The sequence below is a fragment of the Pseudomonas sp. 58 R 12 genome, assembly GCF_900005865.1.
Taxonomy (GTDB): Bacteria; Pseudomonadota; Gammaproteobacteria; order Pseudomonadales; family Pseudomonadaceae; genus Aquipseudomonas; species Aquipseudomonas tritici.
Genome location: NZ_CVTP01000027.1, coordinates 1 through 22,035, shown reverse-complemented (window position 1 = coordinate 22,035; position 22,035 = coordinate 1). Strand labels below are relative to the sequence as shown.

General features: G+C 61.6%; 14 protein-coding genes. All 14 read left to right on the top strand.

Annotated elements, in window-relative coordinates:
• Positions 1 to 4: 4 nt before the first annotated feature.
• Positions 5 to 250 (top strand): DUF2789 domain-containing protein, encoded by a 246-nt coding sequence (locus BFP95_RS24190; protein WP_049710692.1) that lies wholly within the window; start codon positions 5 to 7, stop codon positions 248 to 250.
• 310 nt (positions 251 to 560) lie between these two features.
• On the top strand, positions 561 to 971 hold the full coding sequence (locus BFP95_RS24185) for a MarR family winged helix-turn-helix transcriptional regulator (RefSeq protein ID WP_065872815.1): 411 nt from the start codon (positions 561 to 563) through the stop codon (positions 969 to 971).
• Positions 968 to 3,046, top strand: a complete 2,079-nt coding sequence (locus BFP95_RS24180; RefSeq protein ID WP_065910828.1) for an FUSC family protein — start codon at positions 968 to 970, stop codon at positions 3,044 to 3,046. The genes BFP95_RS24185 and BFP95_RS24180 overlap by 4 nt, the downstream gene beginning before the upstream one ends.
• Entirely contained in the window at positions 3,043 to 3,252 is a 210-nt protein-coding gene (locus BFP95_RS24175; RefSeq protein WP_012721577.1) for a DUF1656 domain-containing protein, read from the top strand. The genes BFP95_RS24180 and BFP95_RS24175 overlap by 4 nt, the downstream gene beginning before the upstream one ends.
• Entirely contained in the window at positions 3,249 to 4,139 is an 891-nt protein-coding gene (locus BFP95_RS24170; RefSeq protein ID WP_049710689.1) for an efflux RND transporter periplasmic adaptor subunit, read from the top strand. Before BFP95_RS24175 ends, BFP95_RS24170 begins: the two co-directional genes overlap by 4 nt.
• A complete protein-coding gene (locus BFP95_RS24165) occupies positions 4,136 to 5,578 on the top strand; it encodes an efflux transporter outer membrane subunit (protein WP_065879698.1) in 1,443 nt (480 codons plus the stop codon). Before BFP95_RS24170 ends, BFP95_RS24165 begins: the two co-directional genes overlap by 4 nt.
• 81 nt (positions 5,579 to 5,659) lie before the next feature.
• Positions 5,660 to 6,292 carry an NADH:ubiquinone oxidoreductase subunit N gene (locus BFP95_RS24160; protein ID WP_065872812.1) on the top strand — a complete coding sequence of 211 codons (633 nt, stop codon included), beginning with the start codon at positions 5,660 to 5,662 and terminating at the stop codon, positions 6,290 to 6,292.
• A gap of 147 nt (positions 6,293 to 6,439) precedes the next feature.
• Positions 6,440 to 7,936 (top strand): YdgA family protein, encoded by a 1,497-nt coding sequence (locus BFP95_RS24155; protein WP_065872811.1) that lies wholly within the window; start codon positions 6,440 to 6,442, stop codon positions 7,934 to 7,936.
• Positions 7,937 to 8,234: 298 nt separating this feature from the next.
• Complete coding sequence (gene pgaA, locus BFP95_RS24150; protein WP_065910827.1) at positions 8,235 to 10,715, top strand: poly-beta-1,6 N-acetyl-D-glucosamine export porin PgaA; 2,481 nt, start codon at positions 8,235 to 8,237, stop codon at positions 10,713 to 10,715.
• Positions 10,716 to 10,727: 12 nt separating this feature from the next.
• Entirely contained in the window at positions 10,728 to 12,731 is a 2,004-nt protein-coding gene (gene pgaB, locus BFP95_RS24145) for a poly-beta-1,6-N-acetyl-D-glucosamine N-deacetylase PgaB (protein WP_065872809.1), read from the top strand.
• A 2-nt stretch (positions 12,732 to 12,733) separates the two neighbouring features.
• Positions 12,734 to 14,077, top strand: coding sequence for a poly-beta-1,6-N-acetyl-D-glucosamine synthase (gene pgaC / locus BFP95_RS24140; RefSeq protein WP_065872808.1), 1,344 nt, complete (start codon positions 12,734 to 12,736; stop codon positions 14,075 to 14,077).
• Positions 14,078 to 14,079: 2 nt separating this feature from the next.
• Positions 14,080 to 14,562 (top strand): poly-beta-1,6-N-acetyl-D-glucosamine biosynthesis protein PgaD, encoded by a 483-nt coding sequence (pgaD, locus tag BFP95_RS24135; RefSeq protein ID WP_065872807.1) that lies wholly within the window; start codon positions 14,080 to 14,082, stop codon positions 14,560 to 14,562.
• Positions 14,563 to 14,928: 366 nt separating this feature from the next.
• The gene (locus BFP95_RS24130) at positions 14,929 to 16,653 is read left to right on the top strand and encodes a ShlB/FhaC/HecB family hemolysin secretion/activation protein (RefSeq protein ID WP_065910826.1); all 1,725 of its coding nucleotides are present in this window, start codon (positions 14,929 to 14,931) and stop codon (positions 16,651 to 16,653) included.
• 28 nt (positions 16,654 to 16,681) lie between these two features.
• Positions 16,682 to 22,035 (top strand): two-partner secretion domain-containing protein (locus tag BFP95_RS24125; protein WP_139115328.1); only part of this gene is annotated, 5,354 nt, incomplete at its 3' end.

Sequence of the window (22,035 nt, the reverse complement as noted above, 5' to 3'; positions counted from 1 at the left end):
CGTCATGGAATCGCCCGTGCATAGTTTGCCGTCATTGTTCAAACAGCTGGGTCTGGAGAATGACCCGGTGAGTATTGAGCGGTTCGTGGCGGTTCATTCGCCGCTCAAACCGGAGTTGAAATTGGCGGATGCGTTCTTTTGGACGGACAGCCAAAGGGCGTTTTTGCGCGAGGAGATTCTGGAGGATGCGGATTGGGCGGTGGTGGTGGATGAGTTGAATCTGATGTTGCGGGGTGGACGAGGGGTTTAAGCCAGACAGTAAGCTTGAAGCCAGCCCGGTCTAAACGTGGGAGCTGGCTTGCCTGCGATAGCGGAGTGTCAGTCGACATCTACCTCGACTTGATCAACGCCATCGCAGGCAAGCCAGCTCCCACATGTGTTTTGCAGCGACTCAAATGACTCGCCCGCGCTCAAGCCCGCTTTCTCCATCCCCAGCGCCCACCACCCATCCGCTAAATTGTTTCAAAACTTGACGATGGTGGCTTCATCTACCATATTGATAGTTAGCAAACTAACTGTATGCGAACTATCCAGTGCCTCAATCTCTCGAACAACTCCAGATGAACCTGAGCAGCAGCATGGTGGTGGGCGCCCGTCACTGGCGCAAAATCTGCCAGACCACGCTGGTGAGCTACGGCATCTCCGAAGCCTGCGCCGTGCCGCTCTTGATGATCGGCCGCTTGGGCGATGGCGTGCACCAGGTCAAAGTGGCCCAGGCCTCGGGCATGGAAAGCCCGTCGCTGGTGCGCCTGCTCGACCGGCTGTGCACAGACGGCTACGTGTGCCGCACAGAAGACGTCCACGACCGTCGCGCCAAGTCCTTGAGCCTCACCGAGCGCGGCCGTGAGCTGGTGCAAGCGGTGGAGGCGCAATTGGTGCGTCTGCGTAAGGACGTACTGGCGGATATCGCCCCCAACGATCTGGAAGCCGCGCTGCGGGTATTGCGCGCCTTCGAGGCGGCGACGCTTTGAACGGATTTTTTACCGGTTTCCCGCCCGCCCGTGACTGGTTCTATGGGGTGCGTACCTTCGCGGCGTCGATGATCGCGTTATACATCGCCATGCTTATGCAGATGCCGCGTCCGTATTGGGCGATGGCCACGGTGTATATCGTCTCCAGCCCGTTTGTCGGCCCTACCAGTTCCAAGGCGTTGTACCGCGCCATCGGCACCTTCATGGGCGCGGCGGCGGCGGTGATTTTCGTGCCGATGTTCGTGCAGTCGCCTTATATGTTGGTGGTGGTGATTGCCTTGTGGACGGGCACGTTGCTGTTTCTGTCCATGCACCTGCGCACCGCCAACAACTACGCGTTGATGCTGGCCGGCTACACCTTGCCGCTGATCGCCTTGCCGGTGGTGGATAACCCCCTGGCTGTGTGGGATGTGGCCGAAGCGCGTACCGAAGAAATCTTCCTCGGCATCGTCGTCGCGGCGTTAGTGGGCGCGATGTTCTGGCCGCGCCGTCTCATGCCGGTGTTCGATGGCTCGGTGACCAAGTGGTTTGCCGACGCCCAGGTTTATAGCCAGCGCTTTCTGGCCCGCAATGTTGAGCCTGAAGAAATCAGCACGCTGCGCGGCGGCATGGTCGCCACCTTCAACACCCTCGAACTGATGATCGGCCAGTTGCCCCACGAAGGCGCAAGGCCACAGACGGTGCGTAATACCAAAGAGCTGCGCGGGCGCATGATTCACCTGCTGCCAGTGGTGGATGCACTCGACGATGCGCTGTATGCCATCGAGCATCGCGCGCCGGAGTTCCTGGATAAAATCACGCCATTGCTGGAAGCGACCCGCCAATGGCTGGAAAACACCCAGGACAGCGCGCCGATGGACAGCTGGCGCGCCCTGCGTGACCAGGTCGACGCCCTGCAACCCCACGGCGAAGCGCTGGACGACCGCCACACGCTGCTGTTCTCCAACGCCCTTTACCGTTTGGGCGAATGGATCGACCTGTGGCAAGACTGCCGTAGCCTGCAAGCCGCTATCCAATGTGAAAGCCAGGACAGTTGGCGCGCCGTCTACCGCCACTGGCGCCTGGGACGCCTCACGCCCTTCCTCGACCGTGGCCTGATGTTCTACTCGGCGTTCTCCACCGTCAGCGCGATCATCGTTGCTTCGGTGCTGTGGATTTTGCTGGGTTGGACCGACGGCGGCAGCGCAGTGATCCTGGCTGCTGTCGCCTGCAGCTTCTTTGCAACGATGGATGACCCCGCACCGCAGATCTACCGGTTCTTTTTCTGGACCGCCATGTCGGTGTTGTTCGCCAGCCTCTATCTGTTTTTGGTGCTGCCCAACCTGCATGACTTCCCGATGCTGGTGCTGGCGTTTGCCGTGCCGTTTATCTGCATCGGCACGCTCACCGTGCAGCCGCGATTTTACCTGGGCATGCTGCTGACGCTGGTGAATACCTCGTCGTTTATCAGCATCCAGGGCGCCTATGACGCGGACTTCCTCAACTTCGCCAACGTCAACCTGGCTGGGCCGGTGGGCTTGCTGTTTGCCTTCGTGTGGACACTGATTGCACGGCCGTTCGGTGCTGAACTGGCGGCCAAGCGCCTGACGCGTTTCAGTTGGCGCGACATCGTCACGCTCACCGAGCCCGCGACCCTGGCCGAGCACCGGCACATGGCCGTGCAAATGCTCGACCGCCTGATGCAACACCTGCCGCGCCTGGCCCTGATCAACCAGGACACCGGCACCGCCTTGCGCGATTTGCGCGTGGCGCTGAACCTGCTCGACCTGCTGGCTTACTCACCGCGCATCCTCGGTGTGCCACGGGTGCTGCTCAATCAGGTGGTGGAAGGCGTGGGCGCTTACTTCAAGGCGTGCCTCAAGGCCGGTGAACGCTTGCCGGCGCCCAGCGGTCTGCTGATGACGCTGGACCGCACGCGTCGCGCCCTCAACGGCCAGGGTTTGCAAGACGAAGATGACACCCGCCTGCATCTGCTGCACGCGCTGGCTGGTTTGCGCCTGTCACTGCTGCCGGGCGTGGAATTCATTGGCGGCGCCGAGGTGCAAGCGCCGCTACCCGATGGAGCGCCTTTATGATCGGTGATCTGGATATCAGCGGGGTGTTCCTGCCCACGTTGCTGGTGCTGATGGGCATTACTTATGTGTTGTTTCTGGTGGTGCACGGGTTGTTGACCCGCGTCCACTTCTATCGCCTGGTCTGGCACCGGGCATTGTTCAACGTGGGACTCTACGCGCTGTTGCTGGGCGCGGTGGACTCACTCAGTCGATACCTGATGACATGAAAAAACCTTTTTTGACCATCGGCCGTGTCGTCCTGACGCTGTTGATCGTGACGTTTGCGGTCGTCGTTGTGTGGCGCATGGTTATGTACTACATGTTTGCCCCCTGGACCCGTGACGGCCACATCCGTGCCGACATTGTGCAGATCGCCCCGGACGTGTCCGGGCTGATCCAGCGCGTCGACGTGCGCGATAACCAGTTGGTAACCAAGGGCCAGGTGCTGTTCGCCGTCGATCAGGACCGTTTTAAGCTGGCCCTGCGCCAAGCCCAGGCCGCCGTGGCCGACCGCCAGGAAACCTTGGCCCAGGCCCAGCGCGAGTACAAGCGTAACCGTGGCCTCGGCAACCTGGTGCCCAGCGAGCAACTGGAAGAAAGCCAATCGCGCGTGGCCCGGGCCCAGTCTGCCCTGGCTGAAGCCCAGGTGACGGTGGACTCTGCCCAGCTCAACCTCGACCGCTCGGTGATCCGCAGCCCCGTGGACGGTTACGTCAACGACCGTGCGCCGCGTACCCAGGAGTTCGTCACCGCCGGGCGCCCGGTGCTGTCGGTGGTGGACAGCAATTCCTTCCATATCGATGGCTACTTCGAAGAAACCAAGCTCGACGGCATCCACGTCGGCATGAGCGTGGATATCCGCGTGATTGGCGACAACGCTCGTCTGCGTGGCCATGTGCAAAGCATCGTCGCCGGTATCGAAGACCGCGACCGCAGCAGCGGCTCCAACCTGTTGCCCAACGTCAACCCGGCGTTCAGTTGGGTGCGCCTGGCCCAGCGGATCCCGGTGCGCATTGCGTTTGACGATGTGCCAGCGGACTTCCGCATGATCGCCGGGCGTACGGCGACTGTCTCGATCATCGGCGATAAGGTTAAAGACGGAGACAAACCATGAAGCAGCTGTTGGCGACCGCCGCGCTGGGTTTGCTGCTGTCGGCCTGCCAAGTGGTGGGCCCGGATTACACACTGCCGGATAAAGCCGCCGTCAACCGTGGCGATCTGCAAGGGCAAATTGTTGGGGAGGGTAACAACGTGGTGTCGGCGCCGGTGCCGGCCGACTGGTGGAAACTGTACAAAGACCCGCGCCTGGATGAGCTGGTGCGCCAAGCGATGGCGTCGAACACCGACTTGCGCGTGGCGGCTGCGAACTTGCAGCGTGCGCGCTTTCAGACCCAGCAAGCGGAGTCCGCAGGCGGCTGGAGCTTCGGCGCGAAGGCTGAAGCCCAGCGTCTGCAAGAGTCTGGCGAAGCGTTTTTACTGACGGAAAAAGTCCCGGTGGGCAATATTGGCAGCGTGGGTATCACCACGTCCTACCAGTTCGATCTGTTCGGTACGCTGCAACGCGGCATCGAAAGCGCCCAGGCCAGTGCCGACGCGGCCCAGGCGGCTGCTGATATTGCGCGCATCACCCTGGTAGCCGATGTCGTGCGCTCCTATACCCAGGTCTGTGCCGCGAACGAAGAGCTGGCAATTGCCAATGAGTCCCTCGACCTGCAGGCCCAGAGCACTAAGCTCACCCAGCGTCTGCGTGACGCCGGGCGTGGCGATGAAACCCAGGTGACGCGCTCGCAAACCCAATACAAATCCTTGCGCGCCGACATGCCGCGCTACCAAGCATTGCGCCAGGCCGGGCTGTTCCGCCTGTCGATGCTGTTGGCCAAGCCGGTGGACCAACTGCCGGCGGGCACTGGCACCTGCGCCGAGCTGCCGCTCATCGCCCAACTGCTGCCGGTGGGCGATGGCGCGGCGTTGCTCAAGCGCCGTCCCGATGTGCGTCAGGCCGAACGTCAACTGGCCGCCGCCACCGCGAGGATCGGCGTGGCGACTGGCGCGCTTTACCCGGATATCAGCATTGGCGCCACCGTGGGCACCGTTGGCCTGCTCGAAAACCTTGGCCAGCCTGCGACCAACCGTTGGGGCTTTGGCCCAATGATCAGTTGGACAGTGCCGACCAACGGCGCCCGCGCGCGCGTTCACGAAGCCGAAGCCGCCACCCAGGGCGCTCTGGCGCACTTTGACGGCGTGGTGCTCAATGCCATCCGCGAAACCCAGACCGGCCTGGCGCAGTACACTGCGCAACTGCAACGCCGCGATGCATTGGCCGAAGCCGGCGAATCGGCCAAGGAAGCAGCAGGGCAGACCCACCGCTTCTTCCAGGCCGGCCGCGCGTCGTTCCTGGCCGACCTGCAAGCCACCCGCACCTACACCGATGTGCGCGCGCAATTGGCGGCGGCCAACACCCAGGTTGCCATGAGCCAGATCGATCTGTTCCTGGCCCTGGGCGGCGGTTGGGAAAGCGGACGAACGCACGCGTCACAACCCGGCAAACCCTGAGCGAATAGCTATGCTTTGACAGGCGGACCGCCGTGACGATCCGCTTGTCACTGCTCGCGTTTGCTCATGGGGATTCCAATAATGAAAAACCCTTATGCTCCCGCTTTCTGGTGCGTGTGTTTCGCACTGGTGTTGTTATCGGCGACCTATTTCTACGGCGTGATGCTCGCCCATCAGCTCGACAAGGCGATGGTGTTTCTCGACAGTGCCTGCCTGGTGATCGGCACCCTGTCCATCGGCGTCGTGGCGTGGGCCTCTTACCAGAATCAACGGGTGAAGAAAAAACTCCTCGAACAAGGCAAGACCCGCGTGGCGATCTGGGACACCAAGGTCGCCCTGCGCCGGGTCGAGACCGTGTTCGACCGCTATTTCTGGGGCAGCTATTGGCAGCCGGGGCGGACCTTCCAGGAAGTCATGGGTGACCTCACCGGCACGCCTCTGGAGAAAAGCCTCGAAGTCCTGAAAAAACAGTGCGTGGCACTTGATCAGCAGGTTGCTGACGGTAGGCACTGGCTGAGTAACGCGCGGGAACTGTCCGACGTTGCCACGCAAATGGCCCGCGAGCGCTACCAGCTGGACTTCTGCGACCCCAAGTCGGACACCCCCGGCAATGCCGTCATACACCGCGAGTTTGAGGTGCTGGTGTACACCTGGACGGCACGCCTGAAGAGTTTCGACCACCAGTTGGATGAAATAGAACTGGAGTATTCGTGAACTAGTGCTGAACTGATCCCTCTGAAAGGCTGGGCCGTTTGTGGCCGCCAGTGCTAATCTTCCCCCGTTTTCGGCGGGCTTGAGCCAATCCCCTTCGGGGTTCAAGGAAGACAGCCCACTTCTCACAGGATTTGATCAGGTCACTTCATGAATAAGCCAGCCGTTGTTCTTTTGGGTTTCGTTGTCGCCGTTGGCGTCGTCAGTGCAGGCGGTGCCTGGTACACCGGTAAGCAGCTGGAGCCCGTGCTGCAAACGGCGGTGCAGGACGCCAACAAGGAACTGCAACGTTCCATGGCCGGCGTCGACGGCACTGTTGCCCTGGAGCTGGTGTCCTTGGACCGTGGCCTGTTCAGCAGCACCGCGCACTATCGCCTCAAGGGCCAGGGCTCGTTCTTCGGCGAGCAGAACCCGAACCCCGAGCTGCTGATTGTCGACCATATCGAACACGGCCCGCTGCCGTTCTCGCGCCTGGTATCGCTGAAATGGCTGCCGGTCATGGCGACCAGTCACTACGCGCTGGAAAAGAACGCCACCACTGAGAAATGGTTCGCCGCCGCCAAAGACGTGTCACCGCTCAAAGGCGTGGCCAATATCGGCTACAGCCGTTCGGTGAGCGGTAATCTGGAACTGCTGCCGCTGGAGTTCAAGGACGAGACGGCTTCGGTGAATTTCTCTGGCCTCAACCTGGATTTCGACAGCACCGCCGAGGGCAAGAAGGTCAAGGTCGACGGCTACATGAACAGCCTCAAACTGGCTGTGGTCGATGCCAATGGCGCACCCTTCGACGCTGAATTCGCCGGCCTGACCGTGGCCAGCAACCTGGAGAAATCCACCTTCGGCTTCTACACCGGGCAGAACACGATAGAGCTGACCGACACCAAGCTCACCTTCGGCCCACAGAAAGCCGTGATGACCCTCAAGGGCTTCGAGCAGAAAGACACCAGCGAAGTCAAAGACAACAACATGTCTGGCCGCGTCGACTACAAGATCGACGAGATCGGCTATCAGGGCAAACCCGTGGGCTCTGCCGCCATGGCCCTGAGCGTGAAGAACATCGATGTGCCCTCTGGCCTGCTGCTGACCAAGCTGTATCAGGACAAGATGCAGCCGGTGCAAGCTGCTGCCGCCGCCGGCCAACCGGTGCCGGAGCTGCAACTGACTGAAGCCGAGCAGGCCCTGGCTGAAGCCAACGTCGGCCAGTTGCTGGCCGCCAAGCCACACGTGGCGCTGGAAAACCTGTCGCTGAAAACCACCCACGGTGAAAGCAAGTTCAACCTGGTGCTGGACCTGGCCAAGCCGACCTCCATGGAATTGCCGCCGGTTGAGTTGGGCAAGCAAATGGTCGCGCTGCTGGACGCCAACCTGACCCTGTCCAAGCCAATGATCGCCGACGTTGCCGCCCTGCAAGCGCAGGTTGGCGGTGTGACCGATCCTAAAGCCATCGAGCAGCAATCCCAGATGGCCAGCGAAATGGTCAGCGGCATGGCCGTTGGCACACAACTGGCGACCCTGGTGGGCAGCGACGTGGTTTCCAAGCTGCATTACGCTAACAATGAAGTGACCTTCAACGGCCAGAAAATGACGGTCGAGCAGTTCATTGGTTTCGTTATGTCAAAAGTCGGTGCGGTCGGCGGCGCACAGTAAAAACTGGGTCATCGCCCAGAAATAAATAATGGGGGAGTGGGGTTGCCCGCGATAAGGGTCAACGGTCGGCACTCGTGCTGATGGGTTACCCGTTATCGCAGGCAAGTCTGCTCCCCCATTCATTTTCAGATTCACAGGGCAATTCTGAACAATTGTTATGCATTGTCCTTTTTCGTACCTGCGTCGGGGATAGTTCATACAGGAAAGCTAGGTCGGGTCACGAGACGCCGACACCCTGATGCAAATCGCTCAGGACCACCCATCGTTACAGCTTTCCGTGTGTAAGGAAGCTCACGATATGCTGCGAAATCTCCCACTCAGTGCCTCAGGCCGGTTACGGCTGCTCATCGGGGTAACCTTGTGCAGCCAGTTGCTGATGCCCACCTTTGCCATGGCCGACCCGGCCTACGACGCCCTGATCATCCAGGCGCGCAACGGCAACTTCACACCCGCCCTGACTCAACTGCGCCAATTGCCTGCCGAGCGCCAGACGCCAGGCCAGATCAGCGACCACGTGGTGATCGCTGGCTGGGCCGGCCAGGATGCCGAAGTGCTGAAGGTGTACGAGGCACAGGGTCAGAATCGCAACTTGACCGCCCAGGCGCTGGCCACGGTTGCGCGAACCTATCGCAACCAGAAGCAGTGGGCGCAGGCCGAGGCGGTCTATCGCAAAGCGCTGTTGCGTGAACCGAACAATGTCGACCTGCAACTGGGCCTGGCCCTTACCCAGGCTGACGGCGGCAAAACCAGCGAAGCCGTGCAACGCACCCGCGCGCTGGTAGCCGCCAAGCCCGATGACCCCAACCGGCGCATGGCTCTGGGCTACGCGCTGACCCGCGCCGATTTGAACTACGACGCGCTGTTTGAATTCGACCAGGCCTTTATCCGCGCCGGCGACAAACCTGAAGTCGCCCGCGAATACATCGTCGCCCTGCAAAAGGCTCGCCTGCCGGAAGCCGCCTTGCGTCTGTCGGCCAAGCGCCCGGGCCTGATCGATGCAGTCACGCAGCGCCGCCTCGAGGGCGACCTGGCCGCCGAGCGCGTGCGTATGGCCGAGTTCGCCACGCGTACCGAGAAAGAACGCTTTGTGATCGCCGACCGCGCACTTGAGGCCTACGACAAACTGCTCGCGCGCTGGACCCCCGACGCCAGCGCCAAGGGCGACGTGGTGGTCTGGCGCATCGACCGCCTCGGCGCGCTCAAGGCGCGGGCGCGCACCGCTGAGGTGATTCGTGAGTACGAAACGCTCAAGGCCGAAGGTGTGCAACTGCCGACCTATGCCGTGCGCTGGGTCGCTGCCGCCTACCTCGACCAGCGCTTGCCGGAAAAGGCCGCACCGCTGTATCGCCAGGCGTTGACAGCTGCGGATGCCGACCCCGGTGATCACGTTAAAGACAGTTCTGCCTTGTTCTACGCCTTGTTGGAAAACGACCAGGTGGCAGAGGCACGCGTTGTTGCCGATAAATTGGCCAGCACCGAGAAACCTCGGGTTGAACTCAAGGGCCTGCCCATCGGCAACCCTAACGACGAGTGGATGGACGCCCAACAATTGGCCGCCCAAGCCGGTACCTATGGCGATGACCTGAACGCCAGCGAAGCAAACCTGGAGGCTTTGGGAAATAAAGCCCCAGGCAGCATCGGTGTGCGTTTGGCGCAGGCGGAGATGTACCGTGCCCGTGAGTGGCCAAGACGCGCTGAAGATTCACTCAAGGAAACTGAAAACCAGAGCCCGCGTGACATCGGCGTGGAAATGTCCCAAGGCTTCACGGCGCTGGACCTGCAGGAGTGGCGCCAACTCGACATGCTCACCGACGACGTCGTCGCCCGTGCCCCGGAAAACCGCCAGGTACAGCGCCTCAATCGCCTGCGCAATGTGCACGACATGGCCGAAGTCCGCGTCGAGGCCTACACCGGTAAAAGCTACGGTGGCAGCAATAACGAGGAGGCCGGCGCGATAACGGGTAGCCGTGACTGGGGCATTGAAAGCGTGGTCTACACGCCGCCCATCGACGAAGACTGGCGCCTGTTCGCCGGTGTGGGCTACGGCACCGCCGACTTTACCGAAGGTACCGGCCATCACCGTTGGCAGCGCGTGGGTGTGGAGCGGCGTACCCGTGACATGACCCTTGAAGCCGAGGTGTCCAACCACTCCTACGGCTTTGGCTCCAAACAAGGCGCGCGCGTATCGATTGCCCGCGACATCAACGACCACTGGCAATACGGCGGCAGCCTCGACTACCTCTCGGCGACCACTCCGTTGCGCGCCCTGAATACCGATGTCACGGCCAACGGCGGCAGCGGTTTTATCCGCTGGCGTGCCAACGAAAGCCGCGAGTGGAAACTGGCCGTGAGCCCGTCGCATTTCAGCGATGGCAACGACCGCATCGAAGCCTTGCTCACTGGCCGCGAGGGCATTTACAGCTCACCCAAGGTGCAAGTGGAGTTGGGCCTGGAAGTCAGTGCCAGCCGCAATAGCAAGGAAGACACGCTGTACTTCAACCCGAAGTCGGATTTCGGCGTGATGCCCACCGTCAACGTCAACCATGTGCTTTATCACCGCTACGAGACCCAGTGGAGTCAGCAGTTCCAGATCGGTGCGGGTACTTATCGCCAACAGGATTACTCCGCCGGCGGTGTCGGTTTGATCGGTTACGGCCAGCGTATTCGCTGGAACGACGTACTGGAAGCCGGCGCCAACCTGAGCCTGGTCAGCCGAACGTATGACGGCGATCGCGAACGCGATCTGCGCCTGCTCGTCGACCTCACTTACCGTTTCTAGAAGAGCCTGATCATGACCCTCCTCAGCCGTTGTTTGTTGGTCCTGGGCGTATTGCTGGCCAGCGCCTGCGCCCAGCAACCCGCGCCATTCACGCCACCCGCCGAGCGCCCGATACTGGCCAATGAAGCGCCGTGGCCGAAAAACCATTTCCTGGGCATCGCCTACCACGACGTCAATGATACCGACCCCGACCAGGCGGTGGTGGCGGTGCGCACCGAGCGTTTGATCGAGCAGTTGGCTTGGCTGCGGGAGAACGGCTACCAGGCGGTCAGCGTGGATCAGGTCCTTGCCGCTCGCCGGGGTGGGCCGCCACTGCCAACCAAAGCCGTGATGCTCAGTTTCGACGATGGCTATTCCAGCTTCTACACCCGCGTGATGCCGATTTTGCGTGCCTATAACTGGCCGGCATTGCTCGCGCCGGTAGGCAGCTGGATCGATACGCCGTTGAACCAGCCGGTGGACTTCGCCGGTACGCCACGGCCACGGGGCGACTTCCTGACCTGGCAGCAGATTCGGGAAGTGTCCCGCTCCGGCCTGGTGGAAATCGCTGCCCATACCGACGCCAATCACAAGGGCATCCTGGCCAACCCCCAGGGAAACCTGGAGCCTGCCGCCACGACGCGGCGCTTTGATCCGGCGACCAATCGCTATGAAACCGAAGCGCAGTTCCAGGCGCGGATGCGGGCTGACGTGGCCGCGATATCAGACAAGATTCGTGCAGTCACCGGCAAGGCGCCCCGGGTGTGGGTATGGCCGTATGGCGCAGCCGACGGCACCTCGCTCGCGGTCGTAGGTGAGCACGGTTATGAGATGGCGCTGACCCTGGACGACGGTCTCGACGACTCGAACAAGTTGATGAACAGCCCGCGCTTTCTGGTGGACTCCGATCCAGACGGCGAGCACTTTGCCAGCAGTATCGTCTCGGTGCAGGCCAAGGCCCCGCTGCGCGTCCTGCATGTGGACCTGGACCACGTCTACGACCCCGACCCTGTGCAACAGGCGCGCAACCTCGATGTGCTGGTACAGCGTGTGGTGGATATGGGCTCCGTGACCGTATTCCTGCAAGCCTACGCCGACCCCAAGGGTGACGGCCTGGTGCATTCGCTGTACTTCCCCAACCGCCACCTGCCGATGCGTGCCGATCTATTCAACCGTGTCGCCTGGCAGTTGCACACCCGTGCCCGCGCCAGCGTGTTTGCCTGGATGCCGGTACTGAGTTTCGCCCTCGACTCCAAATTGCCGCGCGTGACGCGTTGGGACCCGGAAACCGGCAAGGTGAGCATCGATCCGGATCAATACCAGCGCCTGTCACCGTTCGATCCGAAGGTGCGGCAGATGATCGGCGAGATCTACCAGGACCTGGCGAGCACCGGCAACAGTGCTGTCGACGGCGTGCTGTACCACGATGATGCGCTGCTCAGCGACTTTGAAGACGCCAGCCCCGCAGCGCTAAAGGTGTACGCCGCCAACGGCCTGCCAAACACCATCGCCGCCCTGCGCGCCGACCCGGCAGTGATGCAACGCTGGACCCGCTTCAAGAGCCGCTACCTGATCGACTTCACCAACGAATTGACCGCCAAGTTCCGCGCCATCCGTGGTCCGCAGGTGTTGACCGCGCGCAATATCTTCGCCGAGCCGATGCTCAACCCCGGCAGCGAAGCCTGGTTTGCGCAAAACCTCGATGATTTCCTCCAGACCTACGACTGGACGGCGCCTATGGCCATGCCGCTGATGGAAGGCCAGACCTTGAAGAACTCCAACGCCTGGTTGGAAAAACTGGTGGCCACGGTCAAGGCTCGCCCCGGTGCGCTCGACCGGACCGTATTCGAACTGCAAGCCAAAGACTGGCGCACCAAGGCCGCGCCGGATATCAGCGCCACGCAGTTGGCTGAATGGATGGGCGTACTCAAGCGCCAGGGTGTTACGAGTTTTGGTTATTACCCGGACAACTTCCTGGAAAACTCCCCGGACCTGAAGACTGTGCGTCCGGCCCTTTCCAACCAATGGAACCCTTGACCATGTTCGACAGAATCCTGGCTTTATTCGTGCTGGCATTGGTATTGGGTGTGCCCCTGGGCCTGATCTTCCTGGTCACCGGGCAGTTCCTGATGGACTTTGTGTTTTTCTACCCGCTGTTCATGTCAGGGTTGTGGATTGCAGGCGGTTTGTATTTCTGGCTGCACTGGGAGCGCCACTGGCCCTGGCAAGAGGACACGCCGGCCCCAACGTTGGCCGGCGACCCGCTGATCTCGATCATCATCCCTTGCTACAACGAAGGGGAGAACGTCGCCGACACCATGGAGGCCGCGCTGGCCCAGGTGTACCCGAACATTGAAGTGATCGCCGTCAACGACGGTTCCTCGGATAACACCGCAGCGGTACTGGATGCCCTGGCCTTGCAGCATCCACGCTTGCGCGTGCTGCACCTGGCGCAGAACCAGGGCAAGGCGGTGGCCTTGCGCATGGGCGCCGTTGCCGCGCGCAGCGAATACCTGGTGTGCATTGACGGTGATGCGCTGTTGGATAAAAACGCGGCCGCCTACCTGGTCGCGCCGATGCTCGACAACCCACGCCTGGGCGCCGTGACCGGCAACCCACGCATCCGCACACGCTCGACCCTGATCGGCCGCGTGCAGGTCGGCGAGTTCTCTTCGATCATCGGCTTGATCAAGCGCACGCAGCGGGTAATCGGTCGGATCTTCACGGTGTCCGGTGTAGTGGTGGCGTTCCGTAAAAAGGCGCTGGACCGCATCGACTACTGGAGCACCGACATGATCACCGAAGACATCGATGTCAGTTGGAAGCTGCAACTCGATCACTGGAGCATCTTCTACGAGCCCCGTGCCCTGTGCTGGATCCTCATGCCCGAAACCGTCGGTGGCCTGTGGAAACAGCGTCTGCGCTGGGCCCAGGGCGGCGCCGAAGTGCTGTTCAAGAATATCCGCGGCATTTGGCAATGGCGTCACCGCTACCTGTGGCCACTGCTGTTCGAATACTGCCTGTCCACCGGCTGGGCCTTCACCTTTTTGCTGTCGGTGATCTTCTGGGGCGTGGGCAAATTCATCCCGCTGCCACAAGCGATTGCTGTCGAGTCGTTGATGCCGCCGGCGTTTACCGGGTTGGTGTTGGCGATGGTGTGCCTGCTGCAGTTTGCGGTGAGCATCCTGATTGACCGCCGCTACGAGAAAGACCTGTGGAAAACCCTGTTCTGGACAGTGTGGTACCCGATGGTGTTCTGGCTGGTCAGCCTGTTTACCACCCTGGTCAGTTTTCCAAAAGTGCTGTTCAACCAGCATCAGAAGCGTGCGCGCTGGGTCAGCCCGGACCGTGGTATCAAACCGCTCGAAAATGAGGAGGCGTGATCATGAAACTGGTCAGAACCCGCCAACGCTCCGTGATGTGGGTCATCGATGTACTGTTGACCCTGATGGCCTGGGCCGGCTTGATCTGGTTGTTGGCACGTGGGATTACGTCGATGCTGGAGACACATGGTGGCCCTCGATTCGAGGCGCCGATTTTCGCCGCGCTCAATACCCTGCAGATCTACCTGTGGATCGCCCTGTTCAACGCCGTCATCCTGATCAGTTGGGCGCGCTACCAACAACGCCGAGGTCGCAAGTTCGCCCAGCGCCGGGCCGAGGCCAAGGCGCTTACTGACAAAAACCTGAGCGAGAGCTTCAGCCTCGGCGAAGGTGACCTTGAGCAACTGCGTCGGCCTGGGGTGTTGGTGATCCATAACGACGAGGAAGGCGGTGTCGCGGAGGTGAAATCCCATGTCTCCCGTGATGTAGAAAAACCTGGGTTGACCCTGGTGCCAGGCAAGGATCAGAACAAAGACGCCAGCTAAGAAGAACGCTGGAAAATCGTTCCCATGCAACGTGGGAACGATTTTGGTAAATACCGATAAGTGGGATCCAATTCACAAAACCTCCGCGAACTTTTCTGACTTTTTCGGTACTAACTTATCTCGGCAAGAACTTGATGGCCAACTAGTGGCAATTATTAAGTTCTCCGGCGAAATCGTCATCAATACAGCTGCCGCTTGTCGGAATATAACTTCCAGTAATAAGTCGTATGTCTGTTTGATAGTTTTTAATTGTTAATAATCAATGAGTTGCGCGAACAGCTTGAATAATTATTCAACTCGCTCTGTTCTTTGAGTGAGCGGAAGTTCGATGTTAGTTTGCCGCCCTTGATTTTCGATGGATCGAACATGTCTTTGTTATCGCCACGGACTCGGTATCTGCTATGCACTTTCCTGCTCGCTTATTTGAGCTTGAACAGCGCCACGGCCGCCCCTACGCCTGGGGATCAAGACCTGATCCGCGACCGCCAGAATCGCCTTCTCGAAGAGCAGCGCCGACGCCTGGAAGAACTCCAGGACCTGCCCGGCAAAGATACCAAGCCCCAGGCCCCCGCACTGCCGGCGGATACCCGCTGCTTTCCCATCCAGGACATCGAACTCAAGGGCGCCGACAGCCTGTCCGGCGGCGACCGCACACTGCTGCTCAAACCCTATGTCGGCCAATGCCTGGGGGTGGCGCAGCTCAATGAACTGCTCAAAGTCATCACCGACTACTACATCGCCAAAGGCTGGGTCACCAGCCGTGCCTACTTGCCGCAACAAGACCTCTCCAGCGGTCATCTCCAGGTGCTGGTGGTGGAAGGCAAACTCGAAGGGCTGAAGGGCGCACAGGGCAGCAGCGTGACCGACCGCGAGCTGGCCATGGCGTTTCCCGGCAAGGTCGGCGAAGCACTCAACCTGCGCGAAGTCGAGCAGCTGGTGGACCAGCTCAGCCGCTTGCCGTCCAAGCAGGCGCAGATGGAATTGACCCCTGGCAGCCAAGTAGGCGGCAGTGAAGTGCTGGTCAAGAACGTGCCGCAAAAGCCCTGGCGCGCCAGCCTGTCGCGTAACAACGACGGCCAGCAAAGCACCGGCGAACAGCAGTGGGGCGCGGGACTTGAATGGGACAGCCCGTTGGGCCTGGCCGATCAACTGATCCTGCGCGGCGGCCACGACGCCATCAGCGACCATCAGAAAACCTCGAAAAGCAGCATGCTCTACTACAACCTGCCGTGGGGCTGGTGGAACTTCAGTTACACCTACAGCGAAAGCGAATACCGCACCTTCTTCATGCTGGATGACCTCAAACTCAAGCAGAACGGCGACAGCCAGAACCATCAGCTGCGTGCCGAACGCGTTATTCATCGCGACGATGTGAGCAAGACCTCGGTCAACGTCGGCCTGTCGCACCTGCGCACCAACAACTACCTGCTTGACTCGCGCCTGTCGACCAGCAGCAACCGCCTCAGCGAATTTCAAGTCGGCCTCACCCATGGCCGACGTATCGGCAATGCCTTCGTCAACCTGGACGTCGGCATGCAAAACGGCATTGGCGCCTTCGACGCGCAAAGCAATCAACAAGAGCGGGATGCCAACGGCAACCTCACGGCGACCCCGCGCTATCGCAAGTACACCGCCACGGTCAGCTACCTGCAGCCCTTCACGCTGTGGGGCGAGTCGCTGAGTTTTTCCAGCCTCGCCACCGGGCAGCGCAGTGAAGACGTGCTGTACCCGGCGCAACGCATGAGCCTGGGTGGTTCTTACTCGGTGCGCGGCTTCAAGGACCAGCAACTGAACGGCGACAGCGGCGGTTACTGGCGTAACGAAGTGCGCTGGGCGCGCCCGGTCACCCTCGACTGGATGCGCCCGGCCTTTGCCGAGTACGGCGCCAGCGTCGGTTATGACCAGGGCGTGATTCGCAACGATCGCTACAACGATGACGAGCATGGTCGCGTGTCGAGTAACTCCCTGGAGCTGTTCGCCCGCGGTAAAAACGTCAGCACCAGCGTGACCTTTGCCCATTCCCTTGAGCGACCTGGCGTGGTGACCGAGCGCGAAGCGCCGATCTATTTCCGCCTGGATTTTTTCCTGTAATCAACACCGCTGCCTTGAGATTTTGAATATGGACGCTCGCCCTGCTACCGCCCTGAAAAGCCTGACCCAACGCGGCCTGGCACTGATCCTGGCCAACGCGCTGTTCTGGCAGCCGCTGCTGGCCCAGGCCGACGGCATTGCGGTCAGCGGCCCGGGCACTACGGTTGGCCAGGCAGGGAATGGCGTGCCGGTGGTGAACATCGCCACACCCAATGGCAGCGGCCTGTCCCATAACCAGTTCAAGGACTATAACGTCGGCCCCAATGGCGTGATTCTCAACAATGCCACGGGCGCGGTGCAGAGCACCCAACTGGGCGGGATCATCGTCGGCAACCCCAACCTCAAGGGTGGCGCGGCGAACGTCATCCTCAACGAAGTCAACGGTGGCAGCCCCAGCCAGTTGCGTGGCTACACCGAAGTGGCGGGCCAGTCGGCCAAGGTCATCGTGGCCAACCCCTACGGTGTCAGCTGCAACGGCTGCGGGTTTATCAACACGCCCAACGTCACCCTGACCACCGGCAAACCCGTCATCGATAAAGTCGGCCGCCTGGATCACTACCAGGTCGATGGCGGTGCGGTGACCATCGACGGCCAGGGCTTGAACGCCAGCAACGTCGACCGTTTCGAGATCATCACCCGCACCGCCAAGATCAATGCAACGATCAACGCACGCCAGCTCACCGTGATTGCCGGGCGCAACGATGTCGACGCGCAAAGCCTGAAAACCACCGTGCGCGCCGATGACGGCAGCGCGAAACCGGAACTGGCGATTGACTCCTCGGCCCTGGGCGGCATGTACGCCGGCGCCATCAAGCTGGTGGGCACTGAAGCCGGCGTGGGCGTAAAGCTCGACGGTACGTTGGCCGCCAGTGGCGGCGATATTCAGCTCGACGCCAGCGGCCACTTGAGCATGGCCCAGGCGGCCGCCAGCGGCGCGGTGGATATCAAGGCCGCGAGCCTGGAGACCAAGGGCGCGGTCTATGCGGGCACCCGCCTCAAGGCGCAGACCAAGGGCACGCTGAAAAACAGCAAGACTCTCGCCGCTCGCGACAGCATCACCCTGGCCAGTAACGGCCAACTGACCAACACCGGCATCATTGAAGCCGGGGTCAACGCCGACAACACCCGCAATGCCGTTGGCGACGTCACGTTCGACAGCCAGCACATCAGCAACACTGGCACGGTGATCGCCAATCGCACCCTCACCGCGACCGCCGCTCAGGTGGACAACCAGGGCGGCACACTGAGTGCCAAACAGGCGCTCAACATCACCGCCGACAGCCTCGACAATCGCAAAGGCCAACTGCTCAGCGATGGCATTCAAACCCTCACCGTCAACGGCCTGCTGAATAACACTCAGGGCGGCATCATCGACAGCACCGGCGCGTTTACCCTGCACGGTAGCCGCCTCGACAACAGCGCCGGCAACCTCACCGGCGGTGGCTCGATCACCCTGGATTTGCTCGGCGACCTGATCAACCGCAACGGCAAGCTGGCGAGTGTCGGGCCGTTGCTGGTGCAACGCGCTGCCCACATCGACAACCAGGGCGGCAAGCTCGCCAGCCAGGGCCTGCTGACGCTGTTCGCAAACAGCATCGATAACCAGAACAAAGGCACCCTCGCCGCCAACGGCGGGGTGGCAATCACCACGACGGGCCTGCTGCAAAACGGCGCCGACGGCTTGATCCACAGCGAGCAGGGCGGCCTGAACATCACCGCCGGTACCCTCGATAACAACGGTGGGCGCATCGCCGCCAAAGCCGGTAACGCAGTGGTTGACGCGATCAACTTCAATAACGGCAACGGCACACTGTTCGCCGGCAGCGGTGTGAGTCTTACCGGGGTCAATGTCGACAACGGCGGCGAGATCGCCGGCAACCGGATCGACGTCAACCTGCGCGGTATCCTGACCAACCGCAGCTTGATCGAAAGCGCCACGACCCTCGATGTCGCGAGCGCCGGCCTGAACAACAGCGGCCAGATGCGCGCCCTGGGCAACACAGGTAAAACCCGCTACGCCATCGGCGGCCTGTTGAATAACAGCGGCAGCCTGGAAACCGCCAACGACCAGTTGAGCCTCGCTGCAAACACCTTCCAGAACACCGGCGGCAAGGTGTTGCACGTGGGCACCGGCGTGCTCGACCTGAGCGGCATCAGCCTGGATGACGTGGGCGGCAGCCTGGTCACCAACGGCGACCTGACCCTCGACAAAACCGATTGGACCAACAGCACGGCGATCCAGGCCGGGCGCCTGACCGTCAACGTCGACAACCTGAACCAGACCGCCACCGGCCAATTGCTCGGCACTCGCAGCCTGGCCGGCAAAGGCCTGGACTGGACCGTCGGCGGCACCGTCGCCAGCCAAGGCAACCTCGACCTGTCCGTAGACAACCTGCTCAATGACCACGGTTTGATCTTCAGCGGCGGCGACATGAACCTGCGCACCGACCGCCTGAAAAACCTCGGCGCCACGATTTACGCCATGGGCAACCTGCGCGTCGATCGCGACGGGCAAGGCGCGGCGGCCACCAGCATCATCAACAGTTCGGGGACGATCGAAAGCGAGCGCAACCTGATCCTGGCCGCCAGCACGATCGATAACATCCGTACCGTGCTGACCACCCAATCGGGCATCTACAGCGCTTCGATCACACCCACTGCCTGTATCTTTGGCGTGACCGGTGGCGACTGCGACGGCGGCAAGCAGAACCGACCGTTCCAGATCACCGTGCGTGATCACTTTATCGTCAGCGACGCGACCGCAAGTTCCAGCATCACCTCCGGCGGCGACATGCTGCTGAGCGGCGGCGACCTGCTAAACAGCAGCAGTAGCATTGCCGCCGGCGGCGCCATGACCGTGCGCGTCAATCAACTGAGCAACGTCGGCCTGGTGACTCACGACACCCAATACGACCGGGTCTTTACCTCCGAACGTGAGCGCAAGCCGGGTGGTTGGTACCGCGAAGCGGCTGCGTTCACCCAGCGCTATGCGGCGGGCCAGAACATGGACGGTGTCGAAGCCGGCCTGGCTTCGTTCATCGGTAAGATGCAAGACGAAAAGACCGCCCTGCGCAAAACCACCCAACTGATGGCGCCCGACCAAAACTACGCCGCCGTCATCCAGGCCGGTGGCGCCGCGGACGTAAAGGCCCAGGACGGCATCGATAACCGGGTCGTGAACCGTGGCTACACCTATGTCGGCAGCGGTGCCAACACCCATGCGCCCGGCTACTCGACCGAGGTGAAACTCAACCCGCAATTGCCGCCGGACCTCACCCAGCAACAGGTCAATCCCTTGAGCCTGCCGGGATTCGACCTGCCCACCGGGCAGAACAGCCTGTTCCACCTCAACGACGGCAAAGGCGCCAACGGCCTGCCCACCAGCCAGTTCGCGGCCAGCCCGCACAAGTACCTGATCGAAACCAACCCGCTGTTCACCGACATGCGCCAGTTCCTCGGCTCGGACTACATGCTGACCCGGCTCGGCTACGACCCCGAGACGGCACAACGTCGCCTCGGTGATGGCTTCTACGAACAGCGCCTGATCCAGCAAGCCGTCCTCGCCCGCACCGGCCAGCGTTTCATCGACGGCCAGACCAGCGACGCCGACCTGTTCAAGCACCTGATGGACAACGCCATCAGCAGCAAAACCGCGCTCAACCTGTCAGTGGGCGTCAGCCTCACCGCCGAACAAGTCGCGGCCCTGACCCACGACATCGTGTGGCTGGAAAACACCACCGTCGCCGGCCAACAAGTGCTGGTGCCGGTGCTGTACCTGGCCCAGGCAAACAACCGCCTGGCGCCCAATGGCGCGCTGATTTCCGGCAGTGACGTGAGCCTGATCACTGGCCGCAACCTCAATAACGCCGGCACCCTGCGCGCCACCGGCAGCCTGCTGGCGAACGTTGGCGGCGACCTCGCCAACAGCGGGTTGATGCAAGCGGGCGGCCGTCTCGATGTGCTGGCCGGCAACAACATAAGCAACCGTGCGGGCGGTGTGATCAGCGCGGGCAACGTCAACCTCGCCGCCGGCGCCGACCTGCTCAACGAACGCAGCGTCACCACCCACGAAAGCGCGAGCAGCTACCGCACCGAACGCAGCGACTTCGTCGACAGCGCCGCGCGCATCGAATCGGCCAACGATCTGGCCTTGAAAGCCGGTGGCAACATCAACAACGTCGGCGGCGTGCTCAAGAGCGGCGCTGACATGGCGGTCCAGGCCAAAGGCGACGTCAACATCACCGCCTCGAAGAGCCTCGACAGCGGCGCCATCGGCACCCGTTCCAACTTCACCACCATCGCCCAGCAAGGCTCCGTGGTCGAGGCTGGCCGCGACCTGCACGTGATCGCCGGGCGCGACATCAGCGCCGTGGCCAGCCAGGTCGAGGCCAAACGCGACGTCAACCTGATTGCCACCCGCGACCTCAACGCCATCGCGGCAGCCAACGAACAGCACTCGACCTACAACTCGAAAAAGATCAAAAGCATCGAAGACCACGTGCAGCAAGTCTCCAGCGTGATCAAGGCCGGCGGCGACGCCACCCTGAGCGCCGGGCAGAACCTGCAACTGGTCGCCAGCGTGATCAAGGCCGGCAACGAGGCGTACCTGGTATCCGGCAAAAACCTCGAGCTCAAAGCCGCCGAAAACCAGGACTACAGCTTCTACAGCAAGACCAAAAAAACTTCCCAGGGCAAGAAATTCCGCCTCGACGAAACCGACGCCATGAACAACGTCGGCAGCCTCGTCAGCGCCGGCAAAAACAGCACCGTCGTGGCCGGTGAAAACCTGCTGCTGGCCGGCAGCGCCGTTACCGCCGAAAAAGGCGCCACGCAACTTGCGGCCGGCCAGGACGTGAGCATCCTCGCCGTCACTAACTCAGACAGCGCCCGTCACGAACGCAAGGAAAGCAAAAGCAGCTGGGGCGGCCTCAAGTCGAGCAAAGTCCAAGACAAAGTCGACGAAAAACGCACCACCGCCCTGGGCAGCATGGTCTCCGGCGAAACCGTCACCGTCGCCGCCAAGCGCGATGCCATCGTCACCGGTTCCAACCTGGTCAGCACCGGCGACCTCGCCGTGCAGGCTGGCCGCGACCTGACCATCGACGCGGCGCAAAACACCTTCGCCCGCACCGACATGCACAAGGAGAAGAACCGCGACCTCACCGGCGTGTTGACCGGCAACAAGCTCGGTCTGGACGACATGACCGGCAACCAGAAGCTGTACATCAACAGCTCCAAACACAACGGCACAGCCAATGAAATGACCTTGACCGGCAGCACGATTGGCTCTAGCGCGGGCAACGTGTCGCTGACGGCGGGGCGTGAGTTGAAGGTGGTGGCCAGTGATTTGGTGAGCACCAAGAACATGGAGTTGAGCGGGGC

What these genes read in the sequence shown, in the direction of transcription:
- BFP95_RS24190 (WP_049710692.1), top strand. Translation starts at nt 5, where the DNA reads ATGGAATCGCCCGTGCATAGTTTGCCGTCATTGTTCAAACAGCTGGGT.
- BFP95_RS24185 (WP_065872815.1), top strand. Translation starts at nt 561, where the DNA reads ATGAACCTGAGCAGCAGCATGGTGGTGGGCGCCCGTCACTGGCGCAAA.
- BFP95_RS24175 (WP_012721577.1), top strand. Translation starts at nt 3,043, where the DNA reads ATGATCGGTGATCTGGATATCAGCGGGGTGTTCCTGCCCACGTTGCTG.
- BFP95_RS24170 (WP_049710689.1), top strand. Translation starts at nt 3,249, where the DNA reads ATGAAAAAACCTTTTTTGACCATCGGCCGTGTCGTCCTGACGCTGTTG.
- BFP95_RS24165 (WP_065879698.1), top strand. Translation starts at nt 4,136, where the DNA reads ATGAAGCAGCTGTTGGCGACCGCCGCGCTGGGTTTGCTGCTGTCGGCC.
- BFP95_RS24160 (WP_065872812.1), top strand. Translation starts at nt 5,660, where the DNA reads ATGAAAAACCCTTATGCTCCCGCTTTCTGGTGCGTGTGTTTCGCACTG.
- BFP95_RS24155 (WP_065872811.1), top strand. Translation starts at nt 6,440, where the DNA reads ATGAATAAGCCAGCCGTTGTTCTTTTGGGTTTCGTTGTCGCCGTTGGC.
- pgaA (WP_065910827.1), top strand. Translation starts at nt 8,235, where the DNA reads ATGCTGCGAAATCTCCCACTCAGTGCCTCAGGCCGGTTACGGCTGCTC.
- pgaB (WP_065872809.1), top strand. Translation starts at nt 10,728, where the DNA reads ATGACCCTCCTCAGCCGTTGTTTGTTGGTCCTGGGCGTATTGCTGGCC.
- pgaC (WP_065872808.1), top strand. Translation starts at nt 12,734, where the DNA reads ATGTTCGACAGAATCCTGGCTTTATTCGTGCTGGCATTGGTATTGGGT.
- pgaD (WP_065872807.1), top strand. Translation starts at nt 14,080, where the DNA reads ATGAAACTGGTCAGAACCCGCCAACGCTCCGTGATGTGGGTCATCGAT.
- BFP95_RS24130 (WP_065910826.1), top strand. Translation starts at nt 14,929, where the DNA reads ATGTCTTTGTTATCGCCACGGACTCGGTATCTGCTATGCACTTTCCTG.